General features: G+C 59.5%; 21 protein-coding genes. 15 read left to right on the top strand and 6 right to left on the bottom strand.

What is annotated here, in order from left to right; genetic code table 11:
• The first annotated feature begins 122 nt into the window (after window positions 1-122).
• A complete protein-coding gene (locus K3174_RS16515; RefSeq protein ID WP_221560543.1) occupies window positions 123-923 on the top strand; it encodes a hypothetical protein in 801 nt (266 codons plus the stop codon).
• A gap of 213 nt (window positions 924-1,136) precedes the next feature.
• Here the strand turns inward: K3174_RS16515 and K3174_RS16510 are convergent, their stop codons facing one another.
• The 5 genes from K3174_RS16510 to K3174_RS16490 all read right to left on the bottom strand — a co-directional run bounded on the left by K3174_RS16510 (window position 1,137) and on the right by K3174_RS16490 (window position 6,800).
• The gene (locus tag K3174_RS16510; RefSeq protein ID WP_247712261.1) at window positions 1,137-1,580 is read right to left on the bottom strand and encodes an outer membrane protein; all 444 of its coding nucleotides are present in this window, start codon (window positions 1,578-1,580) and stop codon (window positions 1,137-1,139) included.
• A 15-nt stretch (window positions 1,581-1,595) separates the two neighbouring features.
• Window positions 1,596-2,717, bottom strand: coding sequence for a ComEC/Rec2 family competence protein (locus tag K3174_RS16505; RefSeq protein ID WP_345719677.1), 1,122 nt, complete (start codon window positions 2,715-2,717; stop codon window positions 1,596-1,598).
• 137 nt (window positions 2,718-2,854) lie between these two features.
• Complete coding sequence (locus K3174_RS16500) at window positions 2,855-5,260, bottom strand: TonB-dependent receptor (protein ID WP_221560540.1); 2,406 nt, start codon at window positions 5,258-5,260, stop codon at window positions 2,855-2,857.
• A gap of 84 nt (window positions 5,261-5,344) precedes the next feature.
• A complete protein-coding gene (locus K3174_RS16495) occupies window positions 5,345-6,328 on the bottom strand; it encodes a FecR family protein (RefSeq protein WP_221560539.1) in 984 nt (327 codons plus the stop codon).
• Window positions 6,300-6,800, bottom strand: a complete 501-nt coding sequence (locus tag K3174_RS16490; RefSeq protein ID WP_221560538.1) for an RNA polymerase sigma factor — start codon at window positions 6,798-6,800, stop codon at window positions 6,300-6,302. Before K3174_RS16490 ends, K3174_RS16495 begins: the two co-directional genes overlap by 29 nt.
• A gap of 387 nt (window positions 6,801-7,187) precedes the next feature.
• Between K3174_RS16490 and K3174_RS16485 the strand changes: the two genes are divergently transcribed.
• Window positions 7,188-9,863, top strand: coding sequence for a DEAD/DEAH box helicase family protein (locus K3174_RS16485; RefSeq protein ID WP_221560537.1), 2,676 nt, complete (start codon window positions 7,188-7,190; stop codon window positions 9,861-9,863).
• A gap of 335 nt (window positions 9,864-10,198) precedes the next feature.
• On the opposite strand, the gene K3174_RS16480 is transcribed toward K3174_RS16485, so the two are convergent.
• A complete protein-coding gene (locus K3174_RS16480) occupies window positions 10,199-11,074 on the bottom strand; it encodes a LysR family transcriptional regulator (RefSeq protein WP_221560536.1) in 876 nt (291 codons plus the stop codon).
• 102 nt (window positions 11,075-11,176) lie between these two features.
• Between K3174_RS16480 and K3174_RS16475 the strand changes: the two genes are divergently transcribed.
• The 13 genes from K3174_RS16475 to K3174_RS16415 all read left to right on the top strand — a co-directional run bounded on the left by K3174_RS16475 (window position 11,177) and on the right by K3174_RS16415 (window position 23,517).
• Window positions 11,177-11,593, top strand: a complete 417-nt coding sequence (locus tag K3174_RS16475) for a DUF4267 domain-containing protein (protein ID WP_221560535.1) — start codon at window positions 11,177-11,179, stop codon at window positions 11,591-11,593.
• The gene (locus K3174_RS16470) at window positions 11,590-12,498 is read left to right on the top strand and encodes an alpha/beta fold hydrolase (RefSeq protein WP_221560534.1); all 909 of its coding nucleotides are present in this window, start codon (window positions 11,590-11,592) and stop codon (window positions 12,496-12,498) included. Before K3174_RS16475 ends, K3174_RS16470 begins: the two co-directional genes overlap by 4 nt.
• Window positions 12,495-12,926: a PaaI family thioesterase gene (locus K3174_RS16465; protein WP_221560533.1), complete on the top strand. Its 432-nt coding sequence runs from the start codon at window positions 12,495-12,497 to the stop codon at window positions 12,924-12,926. The genes K3174_RS16470 and K3174_RS16465 overlap by 4 nt, the downstream gene beginning before the upstream one ends.
• Before the next feature lie 477 nt (window positions 12,927-13,403).
• Complete coding sequence (locus tag K3174_RS16460; RefSeq protein WP_221560532.1) at window positions 13,404-15,329, top strand: hypothetical protein; 1,926 nt, start codon at window positions 13,404-13,406, stop codon at window positions 15,327-15,329.
• Window positions 15,330-15,569: 240 nt separating this feature from the next.
• The gene (locus tag K3174_RS16455) at window positions 15,570-16,016 is read left to right on the top strand and encodes a hypothetical protein (RefSeq protein ID WP_221560531.1); all 447 of its coding nucleotides are present in this window, start codon (window positions 15,570-15,572) and stop codon (window positions 16,014-16,016) included.
• A gap of 87 nt (window positions 16,017-16,103) precedes the next feature.
• A complete protein-coding gene (locus K3174_RS16450; protein WP_221560530.1) occupies window positions 16,104-16,493 on the top strand; it encodes a YybH family protein in 390 nt (129 codons plus the stop codon).
• Between the two features lie 54 nt (window positions 16,494-16,547).
• On the top strand, window positions 16,548-17,129 hold the full coding sequence (locus K3174_RS16445) for a VOC family protein (protein WP_221560529.1): 582 nt from the start codon (window positions 16,548-16,550) through the stop codon (window positions 17,127-17,129).
• A 13-nt stretch (window positions 17,130-17,142) separates the two neighbouring features.
• Entirely contained in the window at window positions 17,143-18,120 is a 978-nt protein-coding gene (locus tag K3174_RS16440) for a sulfotransferase domain-containing protein (RefSeq protein WP_221560528.1), read from the top strand.
• A 64-nt stretch (window positions 18,121-18,184) separates the two neighbouring features.
• On the top strand, window positions 18,185-20,077 hold the full coding sequence (locus K3174_RS16435) for an SMP-30/gluconolactonase/LRE family protein (RefSeq protein WP_221560527.1): 1,893 nt from the start codon (window positions 18,185-18,187) through the stop codon (window positions 20,075-20,077).
• Window positions 20,067-20,864, top strand: coding sequence for an SDR family NAD(P)-dependent oxidoreductase (locus K3174_RS16430; protein WP_221560526.1), 798 nt, complete (start codon window positions 20,067-20,069; stop codon window positions 20,862-20,864). The genes K3174_RS16435 and K3174_RS16430 overlap by 11 nt, the downstream gene beginning before the upstream one ends.
• 16 nt (window positions 20,865-20,880) lie before the next feature.
• Window positions 20,881-21,282 carry a nuclear transport factor 2 family protein gene (locus K3174_RS16425; RefSeq protein WP_221560525.1) on the top strand — a complete coding sequence of 134 codons (402 nt, stop codon included), beginning with the start codon at window positions 20,881-20,883 and terminating at the stop codon, window positions 21,280-21,282.
• A complete protein-coding gene (locus K3174_RS16420; protein ID WP_221560524.1) occupies window positions 21,279-22,094 on the top strand; it encodes a GNAT family N-acetyltransferase in 816 nt (271 codons plus the stop codon). Before K3174_RS16425 ends, K3174_RS16420 begins: the two co-directional genes overlap by 4 nt.
• A gap of 76 nt (window positions 22,095-22,170) precedes the next feature.
• A complete protein-coding gene (locus K3174_RS16415; RefSeq protein WP_221560523.1) occupies window positions 22,171-23,517 on the top strand; it encodes an APC family permease in 1,347 nt (448 codons plus the stop codon).
• Window positions 23,518-24,700 lie beyond the last annotated feature (1,183 nt).

Genomic DNA, 24,700 nt, shown 5'->3' with positions numbered 1-24,700 from the left:
CGATCAGAGCTTCGCCGCCATGATCTACCTCGCCGCCGCAATCCTCAATTCAAAATGAATCCCCACAGACCCTAGACCGACTGAGAGCAACTGATTCCAAGGCCGGACGCGCGTTACGACATTTGAAGGTGTACGCGGGTCACCCGCTTCTGGAAGAGCGTCGCGCAAGGCAGGCAGGCGCTAAATTTTCCCTCTCTCAAGCGGCCGAACAGCCGGAAAAGCCCTCTCCGTTGAAGCCCGCACAGGTAGAGCGCGCACAACCCGGCAACGAAGCCGCTCGGGGCTCCACCGGTGAAACGGCTTCCGCAAAGCCTAAGATCGACCCTGCGCGCGAAGCTGCCATTCAGGCCTACGCTGACCACATTCGGCAAGGCAAAAATGTCAAGATCGAAGAGCGCGACGGCTGCCCGACGGTGGTTCCAGAAAGCGTGGTGGACTGGTATCTCAGTTCAGAGGCATTTAGCGATGAGCCGATCGTCAAAGAAGCCATTGCCCAAAGATCGCTAGCAGACTTTGAGAAGGAACAACAAAGCACGCCTGAACCAACGGCGGAAGATCTGGCATTGTTTAAGGATATGTATGCTCTGCTTGATGGCGAGCCCGTCTATTCACACGGGCGGCAGTCAACTTCTGACAACCAGCGCTGCGATATAGCTCCAAGCAATGCGCAAGCGGCCAGGGCCGATGAGGCTTCGCAAAATGGTTCAAATCCGCAAAGCGAATGCGAGCGGACTTACACTAACTGGGCTAACCGTGAACCATTTGCCAATCAACGAGCGGTGAATTCTGTAGGCGAAGCAGATGCACCTTCTGACAAGATCGAAACGAAGTCCCCGGTCCCAGAATCCGACGTGGAAAATTCCGATGACACCATCGATCATCTCATATTGCATGCATTGCATAACAAAGGACGTGGCCGATAACTGTTCGGCCTTTAATGGCATCATGCTGGCTTGGGAACTCTATCCTCACCGCCTCGGCTACCGCGCGTCCTGAATGCCATGGAGCAGGAGATGAACGCCAGCACCGCCCACCTCATTGTGTCAGTGTGTCTTGTTCTTGACGTGCGTTCGAATACTGAAACAGAAAAGGCCCGGCGGATCGCTCCACCGGGCCTAACGTTAGCTTAAACGGCGTTAGAACCGGAGGCCGAGACCGAGCAGAACTTGGTGTCGATTGAGGTCGAGGTCAACTTCGACATCGGTATCGCTGTAATCGAAGGCGTCATACTTGCTGTAGACATATTCGATCTTCGCGTAGGTGCTTGCGGAAAGCTGAACCTCCGCGCCGGCACCAACATGGAAGCCGTCGAGGTTTTCGCCTTCGTCGATATCGTCTATGACGTTATCGAAATCTTCGTAGGCAAGCTTGACGCGTCCGTTCGAATAGCCGCCTTTCCCGTAAAATAGGGCATCGGAACCGATCATATAGCCCACTCGCGCACCCACGGTAATGTTCCGTCCAGCTTTCAGGCAAGCTTCATCGTGACCGAATAATTCCGTACAATAATCGGTCGATGCGAAGTCAACACCAGCGTAGGCACCGAATGTGCCGTTAAGCTTAGGACCCACTTGCGGCATTTGTTGAGGACCTTACTACGAACTCAAAGACCTCTGTTCCGAAAAGTCGCTTACCGTGCCCGAGTTGCTGTCTCGATCAGTTGCAATCATCCGGTAGCGAGTCCCACCGTCCGTCACCCGGCAGATCACATTCCCTCGACGGCTGGCGAAGCGATCCGTTAGCCGCTTCATTGCGCGTTCCGTGGAATAATGCAGGTTGGTCGAATAGACATCCCTTTGGCCCGGATAGATGCGCGGATTGAACAGGCGCTCAATCGTCGACAAGCTCGGATGAGCCGCGTGCCATGCAGAGATCACCCAGTCACGCGCTGCGAGCGCCCTTACCGTATCAGTCGAAGCGGCATCAAACATACCGTGGTGAGGGACAGTCGAGACGTTGACTGGGCCGATAGCTTGGGCCGTCGGCGTTAGGGCATTCATCCATGGCCGTGTCCCGGCATCCGCCCAGTCGGTCAGGTCACCTCCGGCAAAATACTTGAAGGGCCCGAACGAAACGAGGAACCCGGCAGACATTGCGTTCTCGTTGGGCCAGTCTTCGCGATCCAGTGTGTCACGCCGCGGAAAAATGTCGCGCACTTCATGCCCCGAGCCTGTCCATACGCGTCCACGGCTGGCCACCGTGCGGACCGACCAGTCACCAATGGCCCCGACATCAATGCGCTTGCCGACCTCAAGCTTCTCAAGCCCGCCGTTGTCTTTGGCGCGGTCGTTTACGAAGGAGATGTAATTTTCGACTGAAGCCTTCCCCTCGAACGCCGGGTAGCCATAGTTGGGCCAGTCTGCGTCGTAGAGCGTTTCGATACCGATGTGGCGTGCGACCGAGCTGATGCCTGTCGCCTGATGCGCGCGCTCCATTTGCAAGGGGAGAGCTGGACGACGGATTTCGCCAATATGGTCCGAATGCAGATGCGTGATGATCGCCGCGTCAAGCGATTGCCTGCCGGTTGCGACGAGTTGACGACGAATATATCGCGCGATCCATGCACCGGAGTCGGTCCCTACACCTTGGGCCGCCTGCACCAATGCGGGGTCAGCGCCAGTCACAGCTCCGGCATCGATAAGCACCGAAGCGCCATCGGGCATAATCAGGAGCGTTGCGTCTCCTCTGCCGTAGGCGAGATGATGGATGTCGAGCATCCCGGCCTGCCAGGGCGGCAACGGCGCTCCGACTCCCGGATGCACCGTTGAATTGTAGGCTTTGGGCCCGGCAAAAAGAGCAAGGCCCGAAGCGCCAGCTATCCCGGCAAGGGTTTCTCGCCGTGACCAATCACGCATCAGAAGTCGAACCCGACGCGCACGCCGTATGTCGCCGGTGCGCCATAGGCTTCGCCAACCCCGCTCGCTCCGAAATCGGACCGGATGAGCACATATTCCTCGTCGAAGATATTGTCGGCGAAAAAGACCACCCTCCAGCGACCGTCAGCATCTTCAAGGCCGATTGAGGCATTAGCCAGATCGTAGGAGTCGATCAGAAAGCTGGGGCGGTTATCAGAGCCGCTGAAATAGTATTCCTGCCAGGAATACTCGGCATTTGCGATCAGGTTGAGGTTGTCGGTGATCGGGAAATCGCCATCGAAGCTGATCGAGAATGCGTGTTCCGGCGAGGTTGGCAGGAAATTGCCCGAACGGTCCTCGTTGTTGAGGTCGAGCAGGAACTCGTCGTACTTTGCGTCGAGATAGGCGTAGGATGCCGACAGGCTGACCGTGCGCGTGATCGCGAAACGGGTTTCCACTTCGATGCCCTGCACCGTTGCCGACGAGGCATTCTGGATCACAAAATTGAAATCAGGCGTGAGGAAGCCTTCCTGCTTGTCTTTATAGTCCTGAATGAACCCCGCGATGTTGAAGGTCAGCCGATCGTCGAAGAGCGAGGTCTTCATACCGATCTCAAAAGCATCGACAGTTTCAGGATCGAACGGAGCGGTCACGACGGCGATCGACGGTTCCTCTGTATTGAAGCCCCCCGCTGTAAAGCCCTGTGTGTAGGAGGCATAAAGCAGGACATCGTCCGATGGGGTGACCTCTATCGCCACGCGCGGGGTGAATTGGTCGTAATCGTCCTTGAATTGCACGTCGGTGAAATTGCCCGCCGGATTGAGCGCGTCGACATAATCGACATTCACTTCCTTCTCCTCGAACGTGTAGCGACCGCCGAGGTGAAGCTTGAGGTAGTCGGCAAATTCATAGCTGAGGTTCAGGTAGGCCGCATAGCTCTGCGTCGTCACGTCTTGCAAAAACGTGCGGTCGCGATTGAGCGTGCCGCTCATCCCGGTGAATTGCAGCGTGCGCGCGTCGCGTTCGATGCTCTCGCGGAAGTAGTAGAGCCCTGCGACATACCCGAGCCGCGAGCCAGGATCGCTGATGAGGCGCAATTCCTGCGAGAAGCTGCGCGGGTTATCGCGGTTTTCTGTCGTCCGCTGGAAGGGGAAGACCGGGTTGAACATCGGCAGGAAAGAGAAGTTCACCGGGCTGAAGGCCAAGGTCTCGTCCGCTTGGCTTTCGCGATAGGCTGTGATCGAGGTCACATCGCCGACACCGGTCTCGACATTGATAGTGGCCGACAGTCCGAAGCCCTCGCGGTCGTAGCTTTGCGGAACACCGGCTTCGATGGTGCGGATGTCACCGTCATCGGCCGCTGCGGGACTGGTCGCGGAAAGGCCGCGCCCATTCGAGTTCTCGTTGTCATAGTCGGCGGCCAAAAGGACGGAGACAGTATCGCTCGGTTCGACCAGGACCGCCCCACGAAGTGAGAAGCCCTCGAAATCGTCGATTTCCCGGTTGATGAGCCTGTCTGTCGAGAAGCCGTCTCGGGTAATATAATTGGCCGAGAGCTTTACCCCTGCATTCTCGGCGATTGGTCCGCTTACAAGCCCGCGAAGTGTCAACGCATTGAAATTGCCGTAGCTGGCTTCGCCCTTGATTTGCGTATCCGAAAGGCGGGGCTTGGCAGTGCTCACGACAATCGCGCCACCGGTTACGTTGCGTCCGAACAGCGTGCCCTGGGGGCCGCGCAGCACTTCGATCGACTCAAGGTCGAACAATTGGAAAGTCGAGGCACTATTGCGAGAGATGAACACATCATCGATGAACACGCCAACCGGCTTGCTCGCCCCTGCTTGAGAGAATGTATTGAAGGCACCGCGAACCGCGATGATCGGCTCCGCTTCGCTGAATTGCGACACGGTCAGGCCCGGAACCGTGCGAGCAACCTCGAACAGATCGTTGGTTCCGCGTCGATCAATATCTTCACCGCGGATCGCGGTTACGGCTACCGGAACATCCTGCAGATCTTCCTGGCGACGCTGGGCGGTCACGACAATGGGATCGGCATACACGGTCGGTGAAGCAGCCTGTCCATTCGAAGCGACGCCGCTCTGGCTGCGAACGACCACATAGGTGCGATCGCCGGTCTTGCGGGCTTCCAGGCCCGTCCCCGCGAGCAAGCTTGCGAGCGCCTGTTCCACATCCATCGAACCATTGACCGCATTGCTGGTGCGACCGCGCGCTGCATCTCCTGAAACGATGATCTGCACGCCTGCCTGGCGACCTATCTTGCGCACGGCATCAGATATCGGCTCGCTAGGAACGCTGAAGTCTGCAGTTTGGGCCGATGCAAATGCAGGTGTGCCAATGGCGGCCAGAGCAACGCCTGCGATGAGAGTGCGTGTGAAAATCTTCATGATGTCCCCCGGATGAGTAGGCAAACTTGTTGTTCGCCTACTCGACGCAGGGCATTTGGATTTCCGTATCGGCGGCCAAAAAAATTATCGCCCGATTGTAATCACTTCGTCATATTCGCTCACCGGTACGCCAAGGCTTGCACCCGCAGCATCGGCAAAGCCGCGTGGGTCATTGATGCGGAATGAGCCATAGAGTTTTTTGCCAGCGATCGCTGAGGAACCGACCCGGATTTGCAGTCGATTTGCGCGATTGAGCTGAGTTACCGCTTCGCTCAGCGTTTCGCCGTCTAAATCGAGCCTGCCTGCGCGCCACGCAGTTATCCGCGATATTTCAGAGTGTGAGACAGTTCCTGTGTTGGGGCTCGCTCTTGTCGCTCCGGTTCTGCCAAGCTCAATGCGTTGTCCTTCGAAGAGCGTGATCCTGCCCGCAGGGCTCTCGACGAGAATCTCACCTTCGGTAACGATCACGTCGACGATCCCGGTGCTTACATCGTCGTAGACCTGAAATTCGGTGCCGATGTCGGTGATCGTTACATCGCCTACGATCACCTGAAACGGGCGTCCCGGTTCGTGAGATGCCCGAAACAATGCGCGTCCGTCTGACAGCCGGATCACTCGCCGTTCTTCAGCAAACGCCACTTCTATCGTTGTGTTTGCATCAATCGAAATCGATGAGCCATCATCCAATGCGACCTGCTGAATCTCGCCCAATTCGGTAACGTAGATCTGGCTGGGTTCGGAGCTCTCTTGCTGAATCGGCAGTGCGAAGAACAGCGCAATCGAAGCTGCGGCTGCGGCAAGACCTCCTCCTCCGACCCAGAACCATCGAGCAATCGAAAGCGGCCTCTTGCCTGTCGTTGTGATCCTATCGTTTGCAGCGACGAGCGGTCGTTCGAGCGCGACCAGTGCGGCTTGGGCTCGCAGCAGTGCACCCGCATGCTTCGGATCATTCGCCAGCCACGCTTCCAACTCCGCATCAGCGGCGTCAGGGTCGGCATCGATACGCGCTGCCCAAGCGGCTGCTTCGCTCTCCACAATTTTATCCCGTCTGCTTTCGGTCGGCTTCAACTAGAGCTTCTTTCAATTCTGTTGCCTCTGTGGCCCGCAGCTTATTCTGGAGCGCCTTGACGGCTTTTTGCACGTCATTCTCGACAATATTCTCCGTAACTTCCAGCCGCCTTGCGATCTCGCGTTGGCTCAGTCCCTCGATCCGTTTCAGCGTGAATATGTCCCGGCACCGCCTTGGCAGGGTTTCGAGTACGGCTTCAACGAGGCCCAATTCCTGCCGCGCAGAAACCGCTTTCTCAATCGAGGGCTCCCAGTCATTGACGGTCGGCTCGCCATTTTCCGTAAATTCTTCGAAATTGACAATCTTGTCGCGACGAAGCCGGTCCCGGCGTAGGTTCTTGACGATCTGCATAAAGAATGCCGGCGGCCTATCTATGTGATCGACAGACTCCAGTGCGGCGAACTTACAGTAAGCATCCTGAATGAGGTCGTCTATCTCATGAAGCTCGACGCCTGAACGTTGAAGGTTCATGCGCACGTTCGGCTCTGCGGGGATGATGTGGTCTGCTACCCATCGGATCCTGTTTCGCGAACAACCAGGCAAAAAGGAACTCCCCCAGCCCAAAAAGAACCCCCCAGCCTAAGAGTGCAGCGCCTTTGCGAAGATTTTGTGACAAAACTTGTGCTATGGACTGTGTAAAGTTCTCTGGCCTTGGCCTTCCGCTTCCGTTCTGATGCTAGGGCCGACCAGTAACCGTCGAAACGATCATAGCACGGGGCTCACCTTTTTGCAGCTCTTGGCAACCTTCCTGCGCGTCTACAAGTGGGCCGGCAGGAGACTCTCGGCTTTGCATGTGCCAAGTGCAAATAGCTGACATCGCGATAGGCGAATTCGTCGTAAGGCGCTAACCCGCGCGACATGCTCAAGGACATGAACTTCAAGGGGAACTGGCGCGACTATCAGGCGCGCATCCTTGAGGAAATGGACGAGCATTTCGGCGACGGAAGACTGCATGTCGTGGCCGCCCCTGGTGCCGGGAAGACGGTGCTGGGTCTGGAGATCGTGCGTCGTATCGGGAGGCCAGCACTGGCGTTCGCCCCGACAATCGCCATTCGCGAACAGTGGGCGCACCGCCTTTGGCCGCTGTTTCTCGATACGCCACCGAGAGCGGGGGAAATCTCTCGCAATCTGGCAGACTTCCAAGAACTGACGCTTGTGACTTACCAGTCGCTCGATAGCCTGCGGCGCGGCAAGGAACTCGATACGCTGATCGAGGCGCTTAACGGCCGAGGACCACTGACGCTGGTTCTGGACGAAGCCCATCATCTGCGGCGGGAATGGTGGAAATGCCTCAACGAGCTGGCCAACCGGCTAGAAGATGTCCGTCTGGTCGCGCTGACTGCAACACCCCCTTACGATGCCAGCTTCGCCGAATGGTCTCGCTACGAGCAACTGTGTGGACCGATAGACCTCGAAATCGGCATTCCCGAACTGGTGCGCAATGGCGATCTATGCCCTCATCAGGATCACCTCATCCTGTCGGAACCGACCGAAGATGCTCTGGCGCTGCTCGATAGAAGGCGGGCGGTCATCGGTTCGCTGCACATGGAATTGCGCCAAGACGACGGGTTGCTGGACTGGCTGGCGGAGCACCATTGGCTGACCGAATCGGAAGCGCATGTCGAAGAGATCCTCGAAGCGCCCGAGATGTTATCGGCAGCGCTCGTTCTGCTGGCATCAGCCGGACGGGAACTGCCCCGCCCCCCGCTCAAACTGCTTGGTGTGTCGGCGCGCAATGTGCCGCAGCTATCGCTGTTCTGGCTCGAACGCTTTCTTGACGACGTGATATCGCAACACACGGCCTCGTTTACGCTTGATCCGGCGCGGCTCAAGACTCTGCGCAACCGGCTGAATCATCATGGCCTGATCGAAGGCGGCCGCGTTCGGCTGCAGCACACACGCTCGGTCTTCAAACTGATGACCTCCAGCCTCGCAAAGCCGGATTCGATTGTGGACATTGCGAAAGCGGAACAGAATGCGCTGGACGACGATTTGCGCATGGTCGTGTTGTCCGATCATATTCGCGCTGGTGAGCTCCCAAACCGTCCAGATGCAGAGTTTAAGCCTGCCAAGCTCGGCGTGGTGCCGATCTTCGAGAAGCTTAGACGATCAGGCATCGTCGATGAATATCTCGCGGTTCTGACAGGCAGTCTGGTCATCCTTCCCAGGCGTGCTCTGTCGGTGCTGCCCCGCGTTGCCGAGGAGTTGCGCTTCGATCCCGGCAGCTTTCGAGCAGGCTATTTGTCAGGCTGCCCGGACCATGTGCGTATCGAATGTAGGACCGGTGGCACCGCTGAACTGGTCCGCCTCGTCACGGCCTTGTTCACACGCGGCTACATTCGCATACTCGTTGGCACGCAGTCGCTGCTCGGCGAGGGATGGGATGCGCCCACGCTCAACAGCTTAGTCCTTGCGAGCAATACGGCGTCCTTCATGCTGTCCAACCAGATGCGCGGACGAGCAATCCGGATCGATCCGGCCAGGCCCGGCAAGGTAGCCAATATCTGGCATCTGGCGACGGTCGATCCGGACGATCCGGACGATCGCGAAAGCTGGGATGCGGTCGTTTCGACGTTCAACTGGGGCTTCCTCAACGATGGAGGCGTAACTGGGTTGTCTGACATCGAGGTCGTCGCGCGCCGCTTCAAGGCGTTCGAAGGGATTTCCAGTGGAGCGTCTACCCTCATCGAAGACGGTGTTGCTCGCCTGGGCCTCGATCCATCCAAACCGGCGGCATTCGCAAACCTCAAGACATTTGCAGTCGCAGCGGACCGTCCCGCCATTGCAGAACGCTGGAAGGTGTCGCTTGGTGAGGGGGCTGAGAGAGCGCAGGTGCGCGAGACCGCGGCTCCTAGCTACGCACCGCGTGCTCTAAGCTGGTTCGATACCCTGCAGGCACTGGGTTGGAGCGCGGCGGGTAGCGGAGCCTTTGCAGCGGCCAACGAACTGCGGGGACTGGCGTCATACGAGGGAATTGGAGTCATCGCGATGGGGCTTGCCGGTGTCGCGACACTGGCCAGCTTGCCCCGTCTGGCAAAGGCCGGGAGGCTCGTTTGGCGCAACGGCTCTTTGGAAGGCAGTCTGGAATCGGTGACCGGAGTTGTCTTGCGCTCGCTGGTCGATGTCGATGTCGTTAGCGGGCGCGATTTGGACACCGCTCACGTCGAAATTCGCACAAGCCTGGACGGGCGCAAGGATATCGTCCTGACTGGAGTAAGCCGGACCACCGAACGGCAAGTCATGCAGGCAATCGCGGAAATTCTCGGGCCGGTCCAGAACCCGCGCTACCTGCTGGTGCGCAATTCATGGCTCGGTCTGAAGAGGCGGGTCGATTACCACGCCGTTCCCGCCGCGCTGGGCGCGCGCAAGGAATATGCCGAGCGATTTGTCGAACTGTGGTGCGGGAGTGTTGGTTCATCAAAGCTCGTATTTACAAGGACCGCGGAAGGCAGGCGGGCATTGCTGCGGGCAAGGGCGTCCTCGTTCGCGGCCGGATTTCAACGGATCGTGGATCGGCGGTCGGTTTGGCTGTGATTGGGGCCAATTCTGTTGCAAAACTCGCTGCTGATTACTTGAGGACAAACTTTGGGAAAGATTGATTCAAAATGAAGTTCTGCGACGAATCATTATTGTGCGATAAGATCTCGTTAAGTTCATAAATTTCCCGCCAAAGCTGGTGTTGGAGTTTTTCAACACAATATGGGGCCGGAAGGAGACTGTCTGCCATTGGTGGACATCGGTTGGAAAGCTGCCCTTCAGAATACGGCTTTTCTTGCAGAGATGCCAAACACGTCCAGTGACGAATGGACCCCAGCGATGTGGTCCGATGAAAAGGTGCAGCACGCGTCGATACGCGTAGCTTGGCGCGATCAGTGCAGACTTGCGAAGGCCTGCACCACCCACTTCTGCGCGAGACGGATCGCAGGCAGGCCGCGCAAGTCGCGGTGGACTATCAACCACGGAAGCCTGCTCGGCAGAGCCGAGGGCGGTGTGACCTCGATCAATGTAACAGCGCGAAGGGCGAAAGGCACTGGAAGCAGCGCGATGCCCGCACCTGCCTGCGCTGCGGCCAATAGGCCGCGCGTGCTGCCGGTGCGCATGACGACGGCGTCTGACAGACCATGACGACTGACCCAGTCAAGTTCGGGCAGGCGACCATAGCTGTCGTCGTAGATCAGCAGCCGTTCCGCCTTGAGGTCGATGACCGCAGGATCCCGGCCCGCGAGGTAATCGGTTGACGCGAAGAGCCCGAGCCTGATGTCCGCGAGCTTGCGCGCATACAGGCTCGCACCTTCGGGACGCACCATGCGGATCGCGAGGTCGGCATCGCGTCCGGCCAGGCTTACCACGTCAGCCTGTGACTGTAAGTGGACCGGAAAATCGGCGCCTATTGCCCACAATTGACCCAGCGCCGGGGCGAGTACGTCGGAGATCACGAATTCGGTCGCCGAAATCCGCACCGGCACCTTCTTCACCCCCTGCCTCAGACTTTCCGCCAGTCGCTCAACACGGCGCATCTGCTCGGCAATCGGTGAGGCCGCCTCGGCCACTGCCATGCCGACGCTCGTCAGTCGCACGCCGTCTGTGCGCCGATCGACAAGTTGCAGGCCAAGCGCCGACTCCAGGGTTTCGATCCGCCGCGACACGGTTGATACAGCGACCCCCCGCGCCTTGGCTGCGGCGCTGAGTGTTCCAGCATCGCGGATCGCGATGAGGTCGCCAAGGTCCTGCGGATCGAGAGGCATGTCTCTGTCTCTTTGCGAAAACGGAAGATCGATTTGCCATATCGCAAGATGCTGCGCGGCTGGCAATCGCATAATCTTCTGGCACATTCGTAGGAGATTGGAATGGCCACACAGGCGCAGAAGTTTCGCAGCACTCGGACAGCTGGATTCTGGCTAGCCGCTGTCATCGCAGCGTTGCAGGGCGTCAACGCGGTCCGGACCGTCATCGATCCGCAGAGCTTCGCGACATATATGGGGCTGCCCGTCGACCAGCTTGGCGCGCTCGGATGGGTGCAGGTCTACGGGCTGCGCGCCGGTTTCATCGCCGTGCTGACGGCTGTTTTGCTGGCCCGGAGCGATTTTGCTGCCTTGCGCTGGATGGCGCTCGCCGCGCTGCTGATGCCGCTCGGCGACGCATGGCTCGCATTGAGCGCAGGCGCGAGCGCGCCGATCATAGGTCGGCACCTTGCCATCGCCGCTTTTCTGCTGGTCGCTGCGCACTTCCTGTCGCGGGCCGCGCAGGCGAAAGGGGCACCATGACCGGCCTTCTTACCCGCCTCGGCGCGCGCATCGAAACCTGGGGCGGCACCACCAAGATGGCGCGCTTCCGCAACGGCTGGCCCGCGACTGCGACGCCGCAGGTCAAATTCCATCGCACCGCAAAGGTACAATATCGCTTTCTCGACATCGGCAGTGGACCTACGATTGTCTTTACCTGCGACCCGCCGATGACGATCGAAGTCTACGGCCCTCTGATCGAGTCCTTTGCCAAGCACTTCCGCGTGGTCGTGGTCGAACTGCCGGCCATGGGCTTTTCCGCGACCACATCCGATTATGCCTTCGGGTTTCGCGAGACCAATGACGACCTGGCCACGTTCCTGCGCGATGTGGCTGGCGAAGGCAGCATCTTCGCTTTCTCCTGCGCTGCCAGTCTCGCCGCGCTCGATATCGCGGGCCGGATGCCCGAACTCGCCTCGCACCTTGCCCTGATACAAGCTGGCGGAACGGAGGCTTTTGCCATCTGGAAAGCGGGGCGCGATCCCAAGGGCATTTTAGCACGGCCAATCGTCGGTCAGCTCGCGATGGCGCGTATGGCGCCCAGGCGCATGCCGCAGTGGTATAGCCTTTCGGTTGGGCGCAAGCAGCAGATCCCGCATTTCTGCGCCTGCGCCGAACGCTCTTTTGAGCATGGAGCGATGTGGTCGCTGGCGAGCGCCTACCAGATCTATATGAATCAGCAGGATGAGCTGCCCCGACCTCCGCAGCCGATCCTGTCGATCTGGGGATCGGCAGACCGCTCGCACCCGGCAAGCAACGCCCATTCGCTCGCGCAGCTTTATGAAGGCGTGGAGACGGTGACCATTGATGACCTCGGCCATACGCCCGAGCTTGAAGCGCCCGAGGAGGTTCTGGCGGCGATCCTAGACTTTGCAGGGACACGATGAAGGCGGACAGCGATCCCGTCCCGCCCGGCTTCGAGCGGCATTTTCGAAAGAGCCCCGTCACCGATCCCTGGGAGCCACTCTTTGTCCGGCAAGACGGCGGCACGTTCAGCCTTGGGTTGAGGATCGCCGCTGCGCATAGCAATGCGCGCGGGCTGCTTCACGGCGGGGTGATCTCGGCACTCGCGGACAATGCAATGGGGCTCGCCTGTGTGATGCAGATGGAGCGATCTTCTGCCCTGACAGTCAGCCTGTCCGTGGATTTCCTCTCGATCGGGCGGATCGGCCAATGGCTCGAAGTGCGAGCAGTGCCTGCAAAGCTGGGGCGCACGCTCGCCTTTGCCGATGCGAGGATCGAGGCGGATAGAGAGATGATTGCGAAGGCCGCAGCGACCTTTCGCATCGTCGAAGTTGCATCGAAGGCTACCTGAACTTTGCAATCCGGTTTTCACACTGCCATCCCCATTGGCAGCTAACAATTTCTCCCGGCCCTGGCGGCGGTATTCTGCCGCTCTTAAAACCGTTCATCCGGAGGCGGTCGGAAGAATGGCAAAGCTGGGGCCGACTGCGGACAGTCTGCTTTTTTACGCGCAAAGTGGAATGCCGACTTTGCGGGTAAAGACCTGATATAGAAAATTATCGGGCTACTTTTGTTGCGCTACGATCATGGAAGCAGACATCGAATTCTGAGCATGTGCTGATTGCAAAGTCCCTTCGAGGTTGTAGTCTCCTCTCCAAAGGGGGGACTATTGGATCAGGCGGGAACCGGAGTCATCGCACGAAGAGCGGCGAGAGCCCGTCTATTCGGAGAATTCCGGCTCGAGACGCCGGATGGCACGCCGGTAGTTCTGAACAACCGTCGCGCATCGCTCTTACTCGCGATCCTTTTCCTTGAATCAAGCAACAGCATGGACCGCGAAGCGCTTGCGAAGCTGCTTTGGCCCGATCGATTTCTTGCGCAGGCCAAAGCCAGCCTGCGCCAGTGCCTGCTCGACTTGAAGCGAGTGTTGGGCAAGCATGATCTGGATTGCCTTGTCATCACGCGTTCCGAGATCGCCCTTAATCCGCAAAGCACTACATCCGACTTGCAAGACCTTGAGACAATTCTCTCATCGGAATGCCCTGAACGAGCCGTCTCTTCGATACTGGAAATCGGCACCCGTTCGCTAATTCAGGAACCGCCGCTGAACTCCGAGATCGACGAGTGGCTGACCAAACGGCGCCAGCATGTCGACGCTCGTTTGCGCGCCCGTCTGTCCGAAGCCATCCGGGCCTCTTCGGGTGCGACGAGCGAAAAGCTTCTCGAAGCGACTAGGGCCCGTTTTCCGACCTATCGGCGGTTCAGCCAAGTGGTCGATCAGGTAACGATTGCGCTCCTGCCCTTCGCGCAGATCGATACTGTGGGCGGCAACTTCTTTCTTGCTGACGGAATTGTCGACGAGCTTTCGACGCGGCTTGCCGGGATCAACGGCATCGGCCTTTCGGGACGGACATCGGTCGCCGCCTTGGCGAACAAAGGGCTCACTCTGACCGAGATGGCATCCGACCTCGGCGTTTCTCACCTGATCGAAGGAGAGGTCAGACGCGGAGAGGGTGGGATCGATATTCGCATTGCACTTGTCAGCGGCCAGTCAGGCACCGAGGTCTGGTCGGATCGGCTCAGCGGCTCGATCGAAGACTTCTTCGATGGCCGCAAGGTCATCGGCTCCAATGTCATCGGCGCAATCTGCCGCGCCTTGGGAATGACTCCCTCTCCATCGCCATCGCGCAGGATGACCGGCAATCGCGAGGCCTACGCGTTGTATCTGCAGGCGCGGGCGATGGTTCAGAAAATCGGCGTCGACGGTGCTTTTGCGCAAGGGATCGAATTTCTCGAACAGGCGCTCGAGATCGACCCCGAATTCGCCGAGTGCTGGACCGCGCTCGCCAACGCGCACATCATGACAGCGGCGATCACGCCCAGCCTCACGCGGGTTGAGCAATCGGCCGAGGCCGCGCGCTGTGCGCGGCGCGCCATCGAGCTCGATCCGGGTCAGGGCCACGCATTCTCGATTCTCGGCATCCATGAATGGACCCAGTTCAATCCGGCAGGCGCGCTGGAAATGGCATTCGAGGCCTATGCTCGCGATCCCAATGACGCCGATGTCTGCTCGCGGCTTGGGTCCTGCCTGCTTTACTTGGGAAAGGCGCGCGAGGCACTGCCATACGTCGAGGAAGCCGTGGATCGCGACCCGATCTACGGTCGCAACTATGCAATGCTGACCTCGGCCTACCTCAGCCTCGGAAAGATAGACAAGGCCTTGGCGGCAGGCCAGCGGCTGGCCGATCTCGGAACACCGGCGCTCTGGCTGGCGCTGGCCCAGTTCGCCAATGGAGATAATGAAGCGGCGATGCAGACCCATTACGACGTTCGGTCGTATCTGGGATCAACCGTTATGCGCCCACCGGGCATGCCGCCGATGGATGATGGTGCGCGTGACGCCTACTTCGCCTTTGCGGCGCGCGGCATCTATAGTGGCAAGGAAGAAGACCGCGCCGCCTATTGCCGGATGCTCGATGGCTTGCACGCCACGATGCCCGATCCATACGATTCAACCATCGCATTCCCGGCAATATGGATGGGCCACAGCGAGCTCGTGATGAAGATATATTCGGCACGCATCCATCCTGCCAACATGTTCGGCCTGATGAGCCTCTGGATCGATATCGACCCGATCAATCGTACTATCCGCCATCCCGACTTTATGGATTTTGCCGAACGCATCGGCATGGTCGAGGCGTGGGAGCGGTTTGGTTGGCCCGATCTCATGCCCGGCGATCCGCGAACAGCCTGAACGGGCACGATTTGACGCTTTTTTGACGTTTGGGCAGCTTGACCGGTGGGCTTACTTGGGGGCATCTCCGTCCCACGAGGAATACAATGATACCGCCAAATTTTCGGGGCTTTGCGGGCATAGGCACGCCAAGCCAAGGGTAGACTTTGCGAAAATTCCTCCAGTGGGTCGCACCGCTACTGACCGGACTTTGCAGCGCTGCTGCTTGTTCGCTCGCGACCAAACATTGGGGGAGTTCACATGACTAATTTCAAGAGCCTGATTGCAGCTGCAGCCGTTGCCGTTTCGGCGCCAATCGCAATGCCCGCTGCCGCGCAGGAATTCCCGCTCGAAGCGGGCGAATATGCGCAGTTCAACGGCATCTACGTCAAGGATGGCGGCGATTACAAATACGCCGAATGGCTCGCGGGGGAATGGAAGCAATTCCAGGACTACGCGCTCTCGCAGGGCTGGATCACCGGCTACAAGATCTTCTACAACGTGAACCCGCGCGACGGCGAACCCACGATGTATCTGATGACGAGCTACGCCAGCCTGCCCGATGCAGCAGAGCAGGAGCGCCGCAATACCGCCTTCGATGCCTGGGCAAAGAAGACCTCCGAGCAGCAGATCGCCGAAAGCGGTAACCGCGCCGAGTATCGCACGGTCAAGAGCAGCATCCTGCTCCAGGAGTATACGCCGCGCTGAGCGCGTCGTTACCGAGCCTCGGCGGGTGCTATGCGACCCGACGCCCGCCGGGGTTCATCCTTCGAAACAACACGAGGATCGATACCGATGGCTACAACAACCACGCCCGCAACCGACCTTCACCGCGCCTATGTCGCCGCGATCAACACCAACGAAATCGACACCATCCTAGCGCTGCTGAGTGATGAGGTCGTGTATCAGGTTCCAGGCGAAGCGGAGCTGATCGGCAAGGCGGCTGTGGCCGAATGGGCTTCGGCCTTCTTCGCCGGATATGAAGCGCAGTGGGAGAAGACCGAACACGCGCTCGAAGTGTCAGGCGATCTCGCGGTCAGTCGTTACACCTACACCGCCAAGGTCCGCGCCCGCGAGGACGGAGCGGAGATGGGCGAGGTGGGCAAGGGCACCTGCGTCTACTGCCGCAACGCCGCCGGAGAATGGCTGCTGATGATCGATAGCTGGAGCACGCACGAGCCCTGATCAGAAGGGGCCGTACGGCTCGGCACCCCGCAGTCTTGAAGTGGAGGAACCGCAATGCCTGTTCCAGGACCTGTACCTGCTCATGTTGTTTATCGCACCCGCCGAATGGTCGAGATGCTGACATGGTATGAAACCGTATTCGGCGCAAAGCCGGTCTATCGCAACGAGGCGCTGGCCTTTCTTGCCTATGACGAAGATCACCACCGCTTCGCCATTGCCGATCTCGACATCATCGCACCGGGCGGCAGGGCCGATGATCGCGGCACGATAGGCGTCGATCATGTCGCCTATGACGTTTCATCGATGCGCGATTTGCTCGAAGCGTGGAGCGATCTCAAACAGGCAGGCATCACGCCTTACTGGTGCGTCAATCACGGCATGAGCGCCTCGCTCTATTATGCCGATCCCGACAGCAACCAGCTGGAATTTTCGGTCGATTGCTTCGCCGCGAAAAGCGACTGCAGCGCCTACTTCGCCGCCATGACCGCCGACACCAATCCGGTTGGCGTCGAATTCGATCCTGCCGACTGGCTGGAGCGCCTGCGCGCAGGCGAGGATGAGCGTGCGCTGCTTGCAATCGATCCCGAAGGCGACGTGTCGCCGATACGTGGTGCACTGCAGACGATGATTGCTTGAGGAGCGGAAATCCATGTTGATTAGACAGCCCGAGAAGACGGTCGTCAACTGGCACAGCGACACATCGTGCTGGCATGACTTCAAGCTACGCAGCGGTGACATAGTTGTCGTCACTCCGCCGAAATGCGGCACCACCTGGGTTCAGCGCATTCTCGACATGCTGCTCAATCGCTCAACCGAGCAGCGGCAATTCACGATGTCCCAACCCTGGCTCGATGCCTATTTCGTTCCGAAGGATATGGTGCTGCCGGCGCTTGATGCCAGTGTCGAACGACGCTCGCTCAAATCGCATGCCCCTCTCACCGCGCTGCCGCTGCATGACGATGTGCTCTACATCAACGTCGCACGCGACCCGAAGGACGCGTGCATGTCGTACCACGATCACACCACCGCTTACACCGCCAAGACACTCAGCGAACTCGACCAACGCGGCCGTGAGATTCCCGAGCTTGGAGCGCCGTATCCGCGAGCGTCAACCGATGCCCGTGCATTCTTTCGCCGCTGGCTCGGCGATCCCGACTACGCTCCTTTCGATGATTACACGGCTCACGAGATGTTCGAGCTTGAGCGCAGTTTCTGGACGGAGCGTCATCGACCGAACGTGCTCATGGTCCACTACAACGACCTCAAGGCGGACCGCGCCGGAGAAATGCGGCGCATCGCGGATTTTATCGGGGTCGAGATCGACGAAGCGCTCTGGTCGGAGATGGTCGAAGCAGCAGGCTTCGAGGCCATGAAAGCAGGGGGCGAGGCAATGCTCCCAAATGTTGCAGAGGCGTTTGAAGGCGGCGCGCAACGTTTCATCAACAAAGGCACGAACGATCGCTGGAAAGGTGTGCTGACCAAACAGGACCTCGCCGATTACGAAGCGCTGCTCGGTAGAGAGGCGACGCCTGACCTCGCAGAGTGGATGACCAACGGGAGACTGGAAGCAGGCGATCCAACTCCGTGCGAAACTCTCGTAGCAGGCGGGCGCTCAACCAAGTGTTGACCTTCCTTACTTTCGTGCAGCCTTGATCAATTGAGGGAATGAGATGTCAATTTTCGCAAGACTCGTGTCTCGCTATCTTATTGGGCTGGGTGGGCTGGCAATTGCCGCAACCTCGGTCCTTGCACTCGTTCCATCGAGCGCGCTTGCCAATAGCGCGGCCGAGGAAGAGGCCGCCTTGGCAGCCGCCAACCGCTTCCTCGCAACGCTTAGCACAAAAGATGCTGACGCCTACGCCGCGACCACCATTGCGGAAGGACGCGGGACGGGAACGGAAATAAGGGCGGACGGTTCGCGCGTCTTTTTCACCTACACATTCGAAGAACTGGTGAAAGCTCTGCCGACCGCCATTCCCGATGGATCGGTCGAGGCGCTGGTCGATCCGATGGTCCGGGTCGATGGCGATATCGCCATGGCGTGGTCAGACTACACTTTCACCATCAATGGCCAACTTTCGCATTGCGGCACCGACCACTTCGATCTGATTCGACAGGATGGTGTCTGGCGTGTGTTCAACCTGACGTGGACAACGCGCCACGACGATTGCGAGAGGCTGATGGCGACGGCCGCTCCTCCAATCGACCAGTTCGCGAGCGCTTACGCCGAGGCCTGGTCGAGCGGTAATCCCGAGCGGGTCGCAGCCTTCTTCGAGGCGGATGGACGCCTTGAGATCAATGACTCAGAGCCAGCACGCGGACGCGGCGCGATTGCCCAGGTCGCACACCGTTTCATGACCGACCTGCCGGGCATGAAGCTGCGCTTCGATGGGCTGGATAGCGATGGACAGCGAGTCATGTTCCGCTGGACGCTGACAGGAACGAACTCCGGGCCGGGGGGCTCCGGTGCTCGCATAAAGATCAGCGGGGCTGAGGCCTGGCTGCTGGGCGAAAACGGTCTGATTGCGGACTCGCTCGGCCGGTTCAACGAGGACGACTACGCGAGGCAACTGGCATCCCCGGCATCGCGATACGTCCCACCCTCGGTACCTTACAGCTTCTTTCCCGCTGACAGATCGCTGACCCATGCGGAGGATGGAGTAATGCTGCCCGATGGGCGCTTGCTGGTGGGGGATTGGGACCATGGCCTTGTCGGCTTGAGCGCGGATGGTACGAAACGACCGTTCGGTGATTTCGCCTCTGCGGGTTTTCGGACGAAGCCCGATCCGCTTTGGAACAGCCCCAACGGAATCTCCTGGGAGCCGGATGGGCGCCATGTGCTGGTGGCGGACATAACCGGCGGCCATATCTACCGCGTCGATACGAAGACCGAAGCGGTAAGCCGCATCTACGACCACCCCTTCGGCGTCAATGCGGTGGTCCGCGATCCGACAGGTGCGATCTGGTTCACTCAATCGACCGAGAACGCCGCCGGAGAAGGTTCCGAAGCCCGCATGTTTGCCGCTGCCGACAAACCGCTTGGCGATGGCTCGGTCTGGCGCATGGCAGCCGATCAGGTCGGATCGACGAAGCCCGAGGTGGTGAAAGTCGCGGAGGGACTTGATTTCGCTAACGGGATCGCTTTCGACGCAGTCCGCGGACGGCTCTATGTGGCGGAGATCGTCGCCAATCGCGTGTTGAGCTTCGCTGTCAATTCCGAAACCGGATTGCTGAGCGATCGCCGGGTGCTGGCCGAAATTACGACGCCCGACAATATTGAGCTGGACGAGGACGGCACACTTTGGGTCACCAGCCCGTTCGCCAATGCTGTCTTTACCGTCGATCCTGATACAGGAGCATGGGAGGCGGTCTTTGCGCCGACACCCGAAACCAGTGAGCGGATCGTTGCCGATTTCAGGCGAAGGCAGGCTGCTGGTGCACCCATACTGCCGCTGCTTGCCCCCGACATGTGGGGCCCCATGCCGGGCCTTTTGACCGGTGTGATCCATGCGTCCGATGGCACGGTCTACGTCTCGGGTCTCGGAGATGCACTCGTTCGGCTGGATTTGCGCGATGAACGCTAGGGAATCGAGCCACGAGCCATCCCCTTTCGATCTCGCCGACAAGGTTGCGATCGTCACGGGCGGAAATCGCGGTATCGGCCGCGCAATTGCCCTGGGACTTGCCCGGGCGGGCGCAGCGGTCGCAATCCTGGCCCGCGATCCGCAGCGCAACGCCACTGTAGAAGCCGAGCTCGACCAGGTCGGGCGTCCAACCCACGCGGACATCCTCGACGTGACCGACCGGGCAGCCATTGCCGAGGCGGTAGGACGGGTCGAGAGGGCGCTCGGCCCGATCGATATCCTCGTCAACAATGCAGGCAATACCGATATCAGCGGCGGGGTTCTGAACCAGTCGGAAGACGGCTGGGACAATGCCCTGGCAACGCACCTGACCGCCACCATGCTGCTTTCCAAAGCGGCCGCCAGTTCGATGCAGGCGCGCCGGCGGGGCAAGATCATCAACCTCGCCAGCATGTATTCCACGTTCGGAGCGGCGGCCGTCCCGTCTTACGCGGCGGCGAAGGGCGGCATAGTCCAGCTCACCAGGTCGATGGCGATCGAGCTCGCGCCGCACGGCATCCAGGTCAACGCCATCGCGCCCGGCTGGATCGCCACCGAGATGACCAAGGTGGCGCGCGAAGATCCGGACTGGAGCGATTTCAACACCATGCTTTTGGCGCGCACCCCGGCCGGGCGGTGGGGCGAGGCGGAGGAATGCGCGGGCGCCGCGGTTTTCCTCGCCAGCCCGGCGGCGGACTTCGTCACCGGCATCATCTTACCCGTCGACGGCGGGTATTCGGTTTTCTGATAGGGGAGAATTGCAAGTGACGAACAAACAGGTCGTCGAGGCGCTTTATGCCGCCTTTGCCGCTGGCGATATGGATGCAGCGGCAGCGGTCATGGCCCCCGACATGACGTGGAACGAGGCGGAGAATTACACTTTCGCCGACCGCAACCCTTACATCGGGGCAGAAGCCGTGTTCACCGGGGTTTTCGGAAGAACCGCCGAGTTGTTCGACGATTTCGCAGTCGAAGTGGGCACCTTTGCTTGCGAAGGCGACACCGTCGCGGTGCAGGGTCGTTACTCGGCAATCGTCAGGGAGACTGGCGAGCGGGTGAACCCGCACGTCGTCCACTGGTTCACGGTGAGGGACGGCAAGATCGTGGCCTTCCAGCAGCACCTCGATACGTTTGCGATGGCCAGGGCGCTGGGGCAGTTGGCATGACGAACGTCGCTGCCGTCACCTCGATCAGCTTCGACGCATATGGCAGCGTGCGGAGCCTGATCGACGGCTGGACCTTCCTCGTCGGTCAGTATCCGAAGCACCGTTTTACCAGCGAAGGGCCGGTGCGAGGATTCATTGCCAATGTCGACAACGCTTTCCTCAACATGGTGGTGATCGGACTACCGACCGGCGGCCCGCAAGCCTTCGGCGAGGTGTTGGGACAGGCGGCGCAGACCATGCGCAGTTGCCCCTATCCGGCGATGCTGGCCAGCGTGCCGCAATGGTATCCCGATGGAGCCGAGGCGATGTTCGAAGAGGCGGGGCTTGCCGCAGCGCAAGAGCTGTGGGGGATGGCTGCGCCGGACCTTGCTCCGCAAAGACGACCCGCGCCCGATCTCGATTTTCGCCTTATCCGCGAATCCCGAAGCGCCATCGATATCGGCCTCGTCAACGCCGCGGCATACGCGATGCCGCCAGAGAATTTCGCGATCACAGCCAATGTTCACCAGTGGACCGGCGAGCATTTCGGTGTGGTCGGCTATGATCATGGCGAGCCTGTCACTGCCGCGCTGGCCTACATCCAGGACCATCAGGTTTATGTCGGCTGGGTAGCTACCCAGCCGGATCGCTACGGACAGGGTCTGGGCGAGGCGGCGATGCGGCGGTCCATCGCGGCGGCTCGGGCGGCTGCGCCCGGTCCCTTGCCGCTGTGGCTGCACGCGACCGAGGCCGGCCGCCCGCTCTATCGCAGCATGGGCTTTGAAGAGGCAGCGCATATGCGGCTGCATGTCCTCGGCGGAGACGCGCATTGACCCGCTGTGGTCCTGCCGCTCTTCCGTGCCGGTCCGAGCGGGTTCCGGCGCACACTGCGCCAATCGATGTCATGACATGACCAGACACCGCCAGCTCCAAAGAAAACTCGGCCTGCCCTTTGCGATCGCGGTCTGCGTCGGCACCGTGGTCGGCACGGGTATCATGCGTGCGCCTGGCGAGATCGCCAAGCTGGTGCCCGATCCGACAATCGTGATGATGCTGTGGCTGGCGGGCGGGTTGTATGTCCTCCTGATGTGCAACGTGGCAGCGGAGATTTCCTCCATGATTCCGCGCTCTGGCGGACATTATATTCCGGTTCGGGAGGGCCTGGGCGACAGCATGGGCCTTCTGGTCGGCTGGACATTCTGGATAGCCTTCGTGGCAGTCAATGCCGCCATTTCGATCGCCGCGGCAGAGTTCCTCGGCACGGTCGTGCCGTGGATCGGAGCGAATGTCGAATGGAGCGCGCTGGCTATCTTGCTGGCAATCACCGCTCTCAACTGGGCCGGGGTCGAGGAAGGGCGCTGGGCCCAGACAGCAAGCACTATGCTCAAAACCGCCCTTTTGCTTGCGGTTGTCTGCATAGCCTTTGCAATGCCGGCTGGCGAAGCGGCATCTGGCGTGGACGGGACGACTCGCGCACCTGTGGCAGCAGAACCGATCACCCTGCTGACCCTTCTGGTCGGACTGCAATTCATCGTCGCGGTCTATGACGGCTGGTACACAACCATCTATTTCGCAGGCGAGGACAAGGATCCGGGCCGCAATATCCCGCGGTCGCTGTTCCATGCCGCCATCATCGTCACCCTTATATACCTCGCGGTAAACTGGGCGCTCATACGGGCCCTGGAGTTCGATGTGCTGAGCTCATCGACGCTTCCTATGGCGAGCGTCATCGAGGCGGCCTCGGGGCGATGGGGTAGCGTGTTCGTGGCCTTTCTTGCGACCCTCATGGCGCTAGGGACGCTCAATGGATGCATCATGGCCACACCGCGCATCCTGTACGGCCTTGCGGAAGACGGGCTGTTCCCGAAAGCGGCGCTCAAGGTCAATCGCGGCGGTACGCCATGGGTCGCGCTGGCGGCAGGAACCTTGCTGTCAATCCCGCTGATCTTCACGGGAAGCTATGTCTTCGTCTTCCGGCTCATGGGCGCGCTGACGCTGTTCGGGACCTGTCTCTACGTTTTGTCCTATTTTGCGCTGCGCTATCGCCGCCCCGAAATGCCGCGCACCTACCGCGCAAGGGGGCACCCGGTGCTGCCGATATTCATCCTGCTGGTTAATGTATCGCTTGTGGCCGGCTACGTCGTCTCCGATTGGGTGAGCGGCCTCGTGATGGTCGGCCTTGTCGGGATTTGCTTGCCAATCGGCGTTTACCTCGGCCGCGAAAAGCGGCGCGCGGCTGGAGGATTGAAAGCCTGAGAGCCTCTGGGTGCGCCCCTTGCAGCCCATCCTCTACCTGCCAAGGGAAGCGCCTGTAGCGGCTCCCCATTCACGACAAAAAAAGGGGGGCCATCGTGGAACAATGCGCTTTCAAAGGCCCGGCCTACCTCTGTGTAAGTCATCGAATCGGGCACGTAGCTGATATCTTCTTATTCCGGCGCGAACGGCAGCTATTGGGTCAAGACGCGAGCAGCGCGAATGACCGAAATGAGGGCGCGTAGCCGCCATCGTTTCTAGTCCGATCCAAAGCAGCTTTCGGATGAAAATAGCGATCATTCGAATGACTGAAATTGGTGTGGCAAGCTCCTACGAAAATATCTGAGCCAATAAGATCAACTCTCATTCCGGATCTGACAAGTCTCCGCGACCCAAGACTTCTCCCCATAAAACATTTCTCAGAGAACAGTCCTGAATACGAAGTCGCGATGATTATTAATCCCATTTCTCAACACGGCCTAATTATATGCCACATCCTTCCGCGGTTTCCGTTGTCTTCCCGATCCGATACGTGATCTGCTGTCAATAGAGAGAAGTGAGATTTTTTTCGGGATGATGTGACTGGTTAAAGTAGGCACATATCTTTCTATGAAATTGAGTCGTTCTCGTAGGACAACATTGAGCCCTTCAGTACTTATGCGTTTCGCATAACTTTGCCCATTAACGGTCGCTCTCCTATGGCCCATAATATCGGCCCTGATATCGTCATTAACGCCATCGACTTCGTACTGTGATGATCCGAGGCTCCTTATCGAATGAATGTCGGGGCCTTTCCCTTCTTCGTTTATCGGTAGCGGCAATCGTTCGCTAATCCACCCAACCATATGGACCCATGCGCGCTCGTAGAAATGGGCTCCGCCGCGCTTCTTCTCATTTAAATAGAGCTCTGGGAATACGGCAAGGTGCCCTTCGTCCCGAATGGCCGACACGTAGTCCAGAAATCCCAAACGGATTATCTCCGGGTGCAGCGGGATTTCTCGCCGCCGGGCTATGCGCTTTTCGCCTGCTTTTTCGCCGTCCTGTCCGCGGGTGTAATTGTCCCGAATGACGATGTGCGGTGTGGGGTGATCAAGCTCGACATCCGCGACCTCTAGGGTCTGTGGGGATTCATTTTGAATTGAGGATTGCGGCGGCGAGGTAGATCATGGCGGCGAAGCTCTGATCG

It is taken from the genome of Qipengyuania qiaonensis (assembly GCF_019711515.1).
GTDB classification, from domain to species: Bacteria; Pseudomonadota; Alphaproteobacteria; order Sphingomonadales; family Sphingomonadaceae; genus Qipengyuania; species Qipengyuania qiaonensis.
This window is presented reverse-complemented; position numbering and strand designations above follow the sequence as displayed.

Excerpts from the sequence above, each read along its gene's own strand:
- K3174_RS16480 (WP_221560536.1), bottom strand. The coding sequence starts at position 11,074 with ATGCCTCTCGATCCGCAGGACCTTGGCGACCTCATCGCGATCCGCGAT.
- K3174_RS16505 (WP_345719677.1), bottom strand. The coding sequence starts at position 2,717 with ATGCTCGACATCCATCATCTCGCCTACGGCAGAGGAGACGCAACGCTC.
- K3174_RS16450 (WP_221560530.1), top strand. The coding sequence starts at position 16,104 with ATGGCTACAACAACCACGCCCGCAACCGACCTTCACCGCGCCTATGTC.
- K3174_RS16455 (WP_221560531.1), top strand. The coding sequence starts at position 15,570 with ATGACTAATTTCAAGAGCCTGATTGCAGCTGCAGCCGTTGCCGTTTCG.
- K3174_RS16465 (WP_221560533.1), top strand. The coding sequence starts at position 12,495 with ATGAAGGCGGACAGCGATCCCGTCCCGCCCGGCTTCGAGCGGCATTTT.
- K3174_RS16460 (WP_221560532.1), top strand. The coding sequence starts at position 13,404 with ATGGACCGCGAAGCGCTTGCGAAGCTGCTTTGGCCCGATCGATTTCTT.
- K3174_RS16430 (WP_221560526.1), top strand. The coding sequence starts at position 20,067 with ATGAACGCTAGGGAATCGAGCCACGAGCCATCCCCTTTCGATCTCGCC.
- K3174_RS16510 (WP_247712261.1), bottom strand. The coding sequence starts at position 1,580 with ATGCCGCAAGTGGGTCCTAAGCTTAACGGCACATTCGGTGCCTACGCT.
- K3174_RS16415 (WP_221560523.1), top strand. The coding sequence starts at position 22,171 with ATGACCAGACACCGCCAGCTCCAAAGAAAACTCGGCCTGCCCTTTGCG.
- K3174_RS16445 (WP_221560529.1), top strand. The coding sequence starts at position 16,548 with ATGCCTGTTCCAGGACCTGTACCTGCTCATGTTGTTTATCGCACCCGC.
- K3174_RS16490 (WP_221560538.1), bottom strand. The coding sequence starts at position 6,800 with ATGAACCTTCAACGTTCAGGCGTCGAGCTTCATGAGATAGACGACCTC.
- K3174_RS16500 (WP_221560540.1), bottom strand. The coding sequence starts at position 5,260 with ATGAAGATTTTCACACGCACTCTCATCGCAGGCGTTGCTCTGGCCGCC.
- K3174_RS16420 (WP_221560524.1), top strand. The coding sequence starts at position 21,279 with ATGACGAACGTCGCTGCCGTCACCTCGATCAGCTTCGACGCATATGGC.
- K3174_RS16440 (WP_221560528.1), top strand. The coding sequence starts at position 17,143 with ATGTTGATTAGACAGCCCGAGAAGACGGTCGTCAACTGGCACAGCGAC.
- K3174_RS16470 (WP_221560534.1), top strand. The coding sequence starts at position 11,590 with ATGACCGGCCTTCTTACCCGCCTCGGCGCGCGCATCGAAACCTGGGGC.
- K3174_RS16475 (WP_221560535.1), top strand. The coding sequence starts at position 11,177 with ATGGCCACACAGGCGCAGAAGTTTCGCAGCACTCGGACAGCTGGATTC.
- K3174_RS16485 (WP_221560537.1), top strand. The coding sequence starts at position 7,188 with ATGCTCAAGGACATGAACTTCAAGGGGAACTGGCGCGACTATCAGGCG.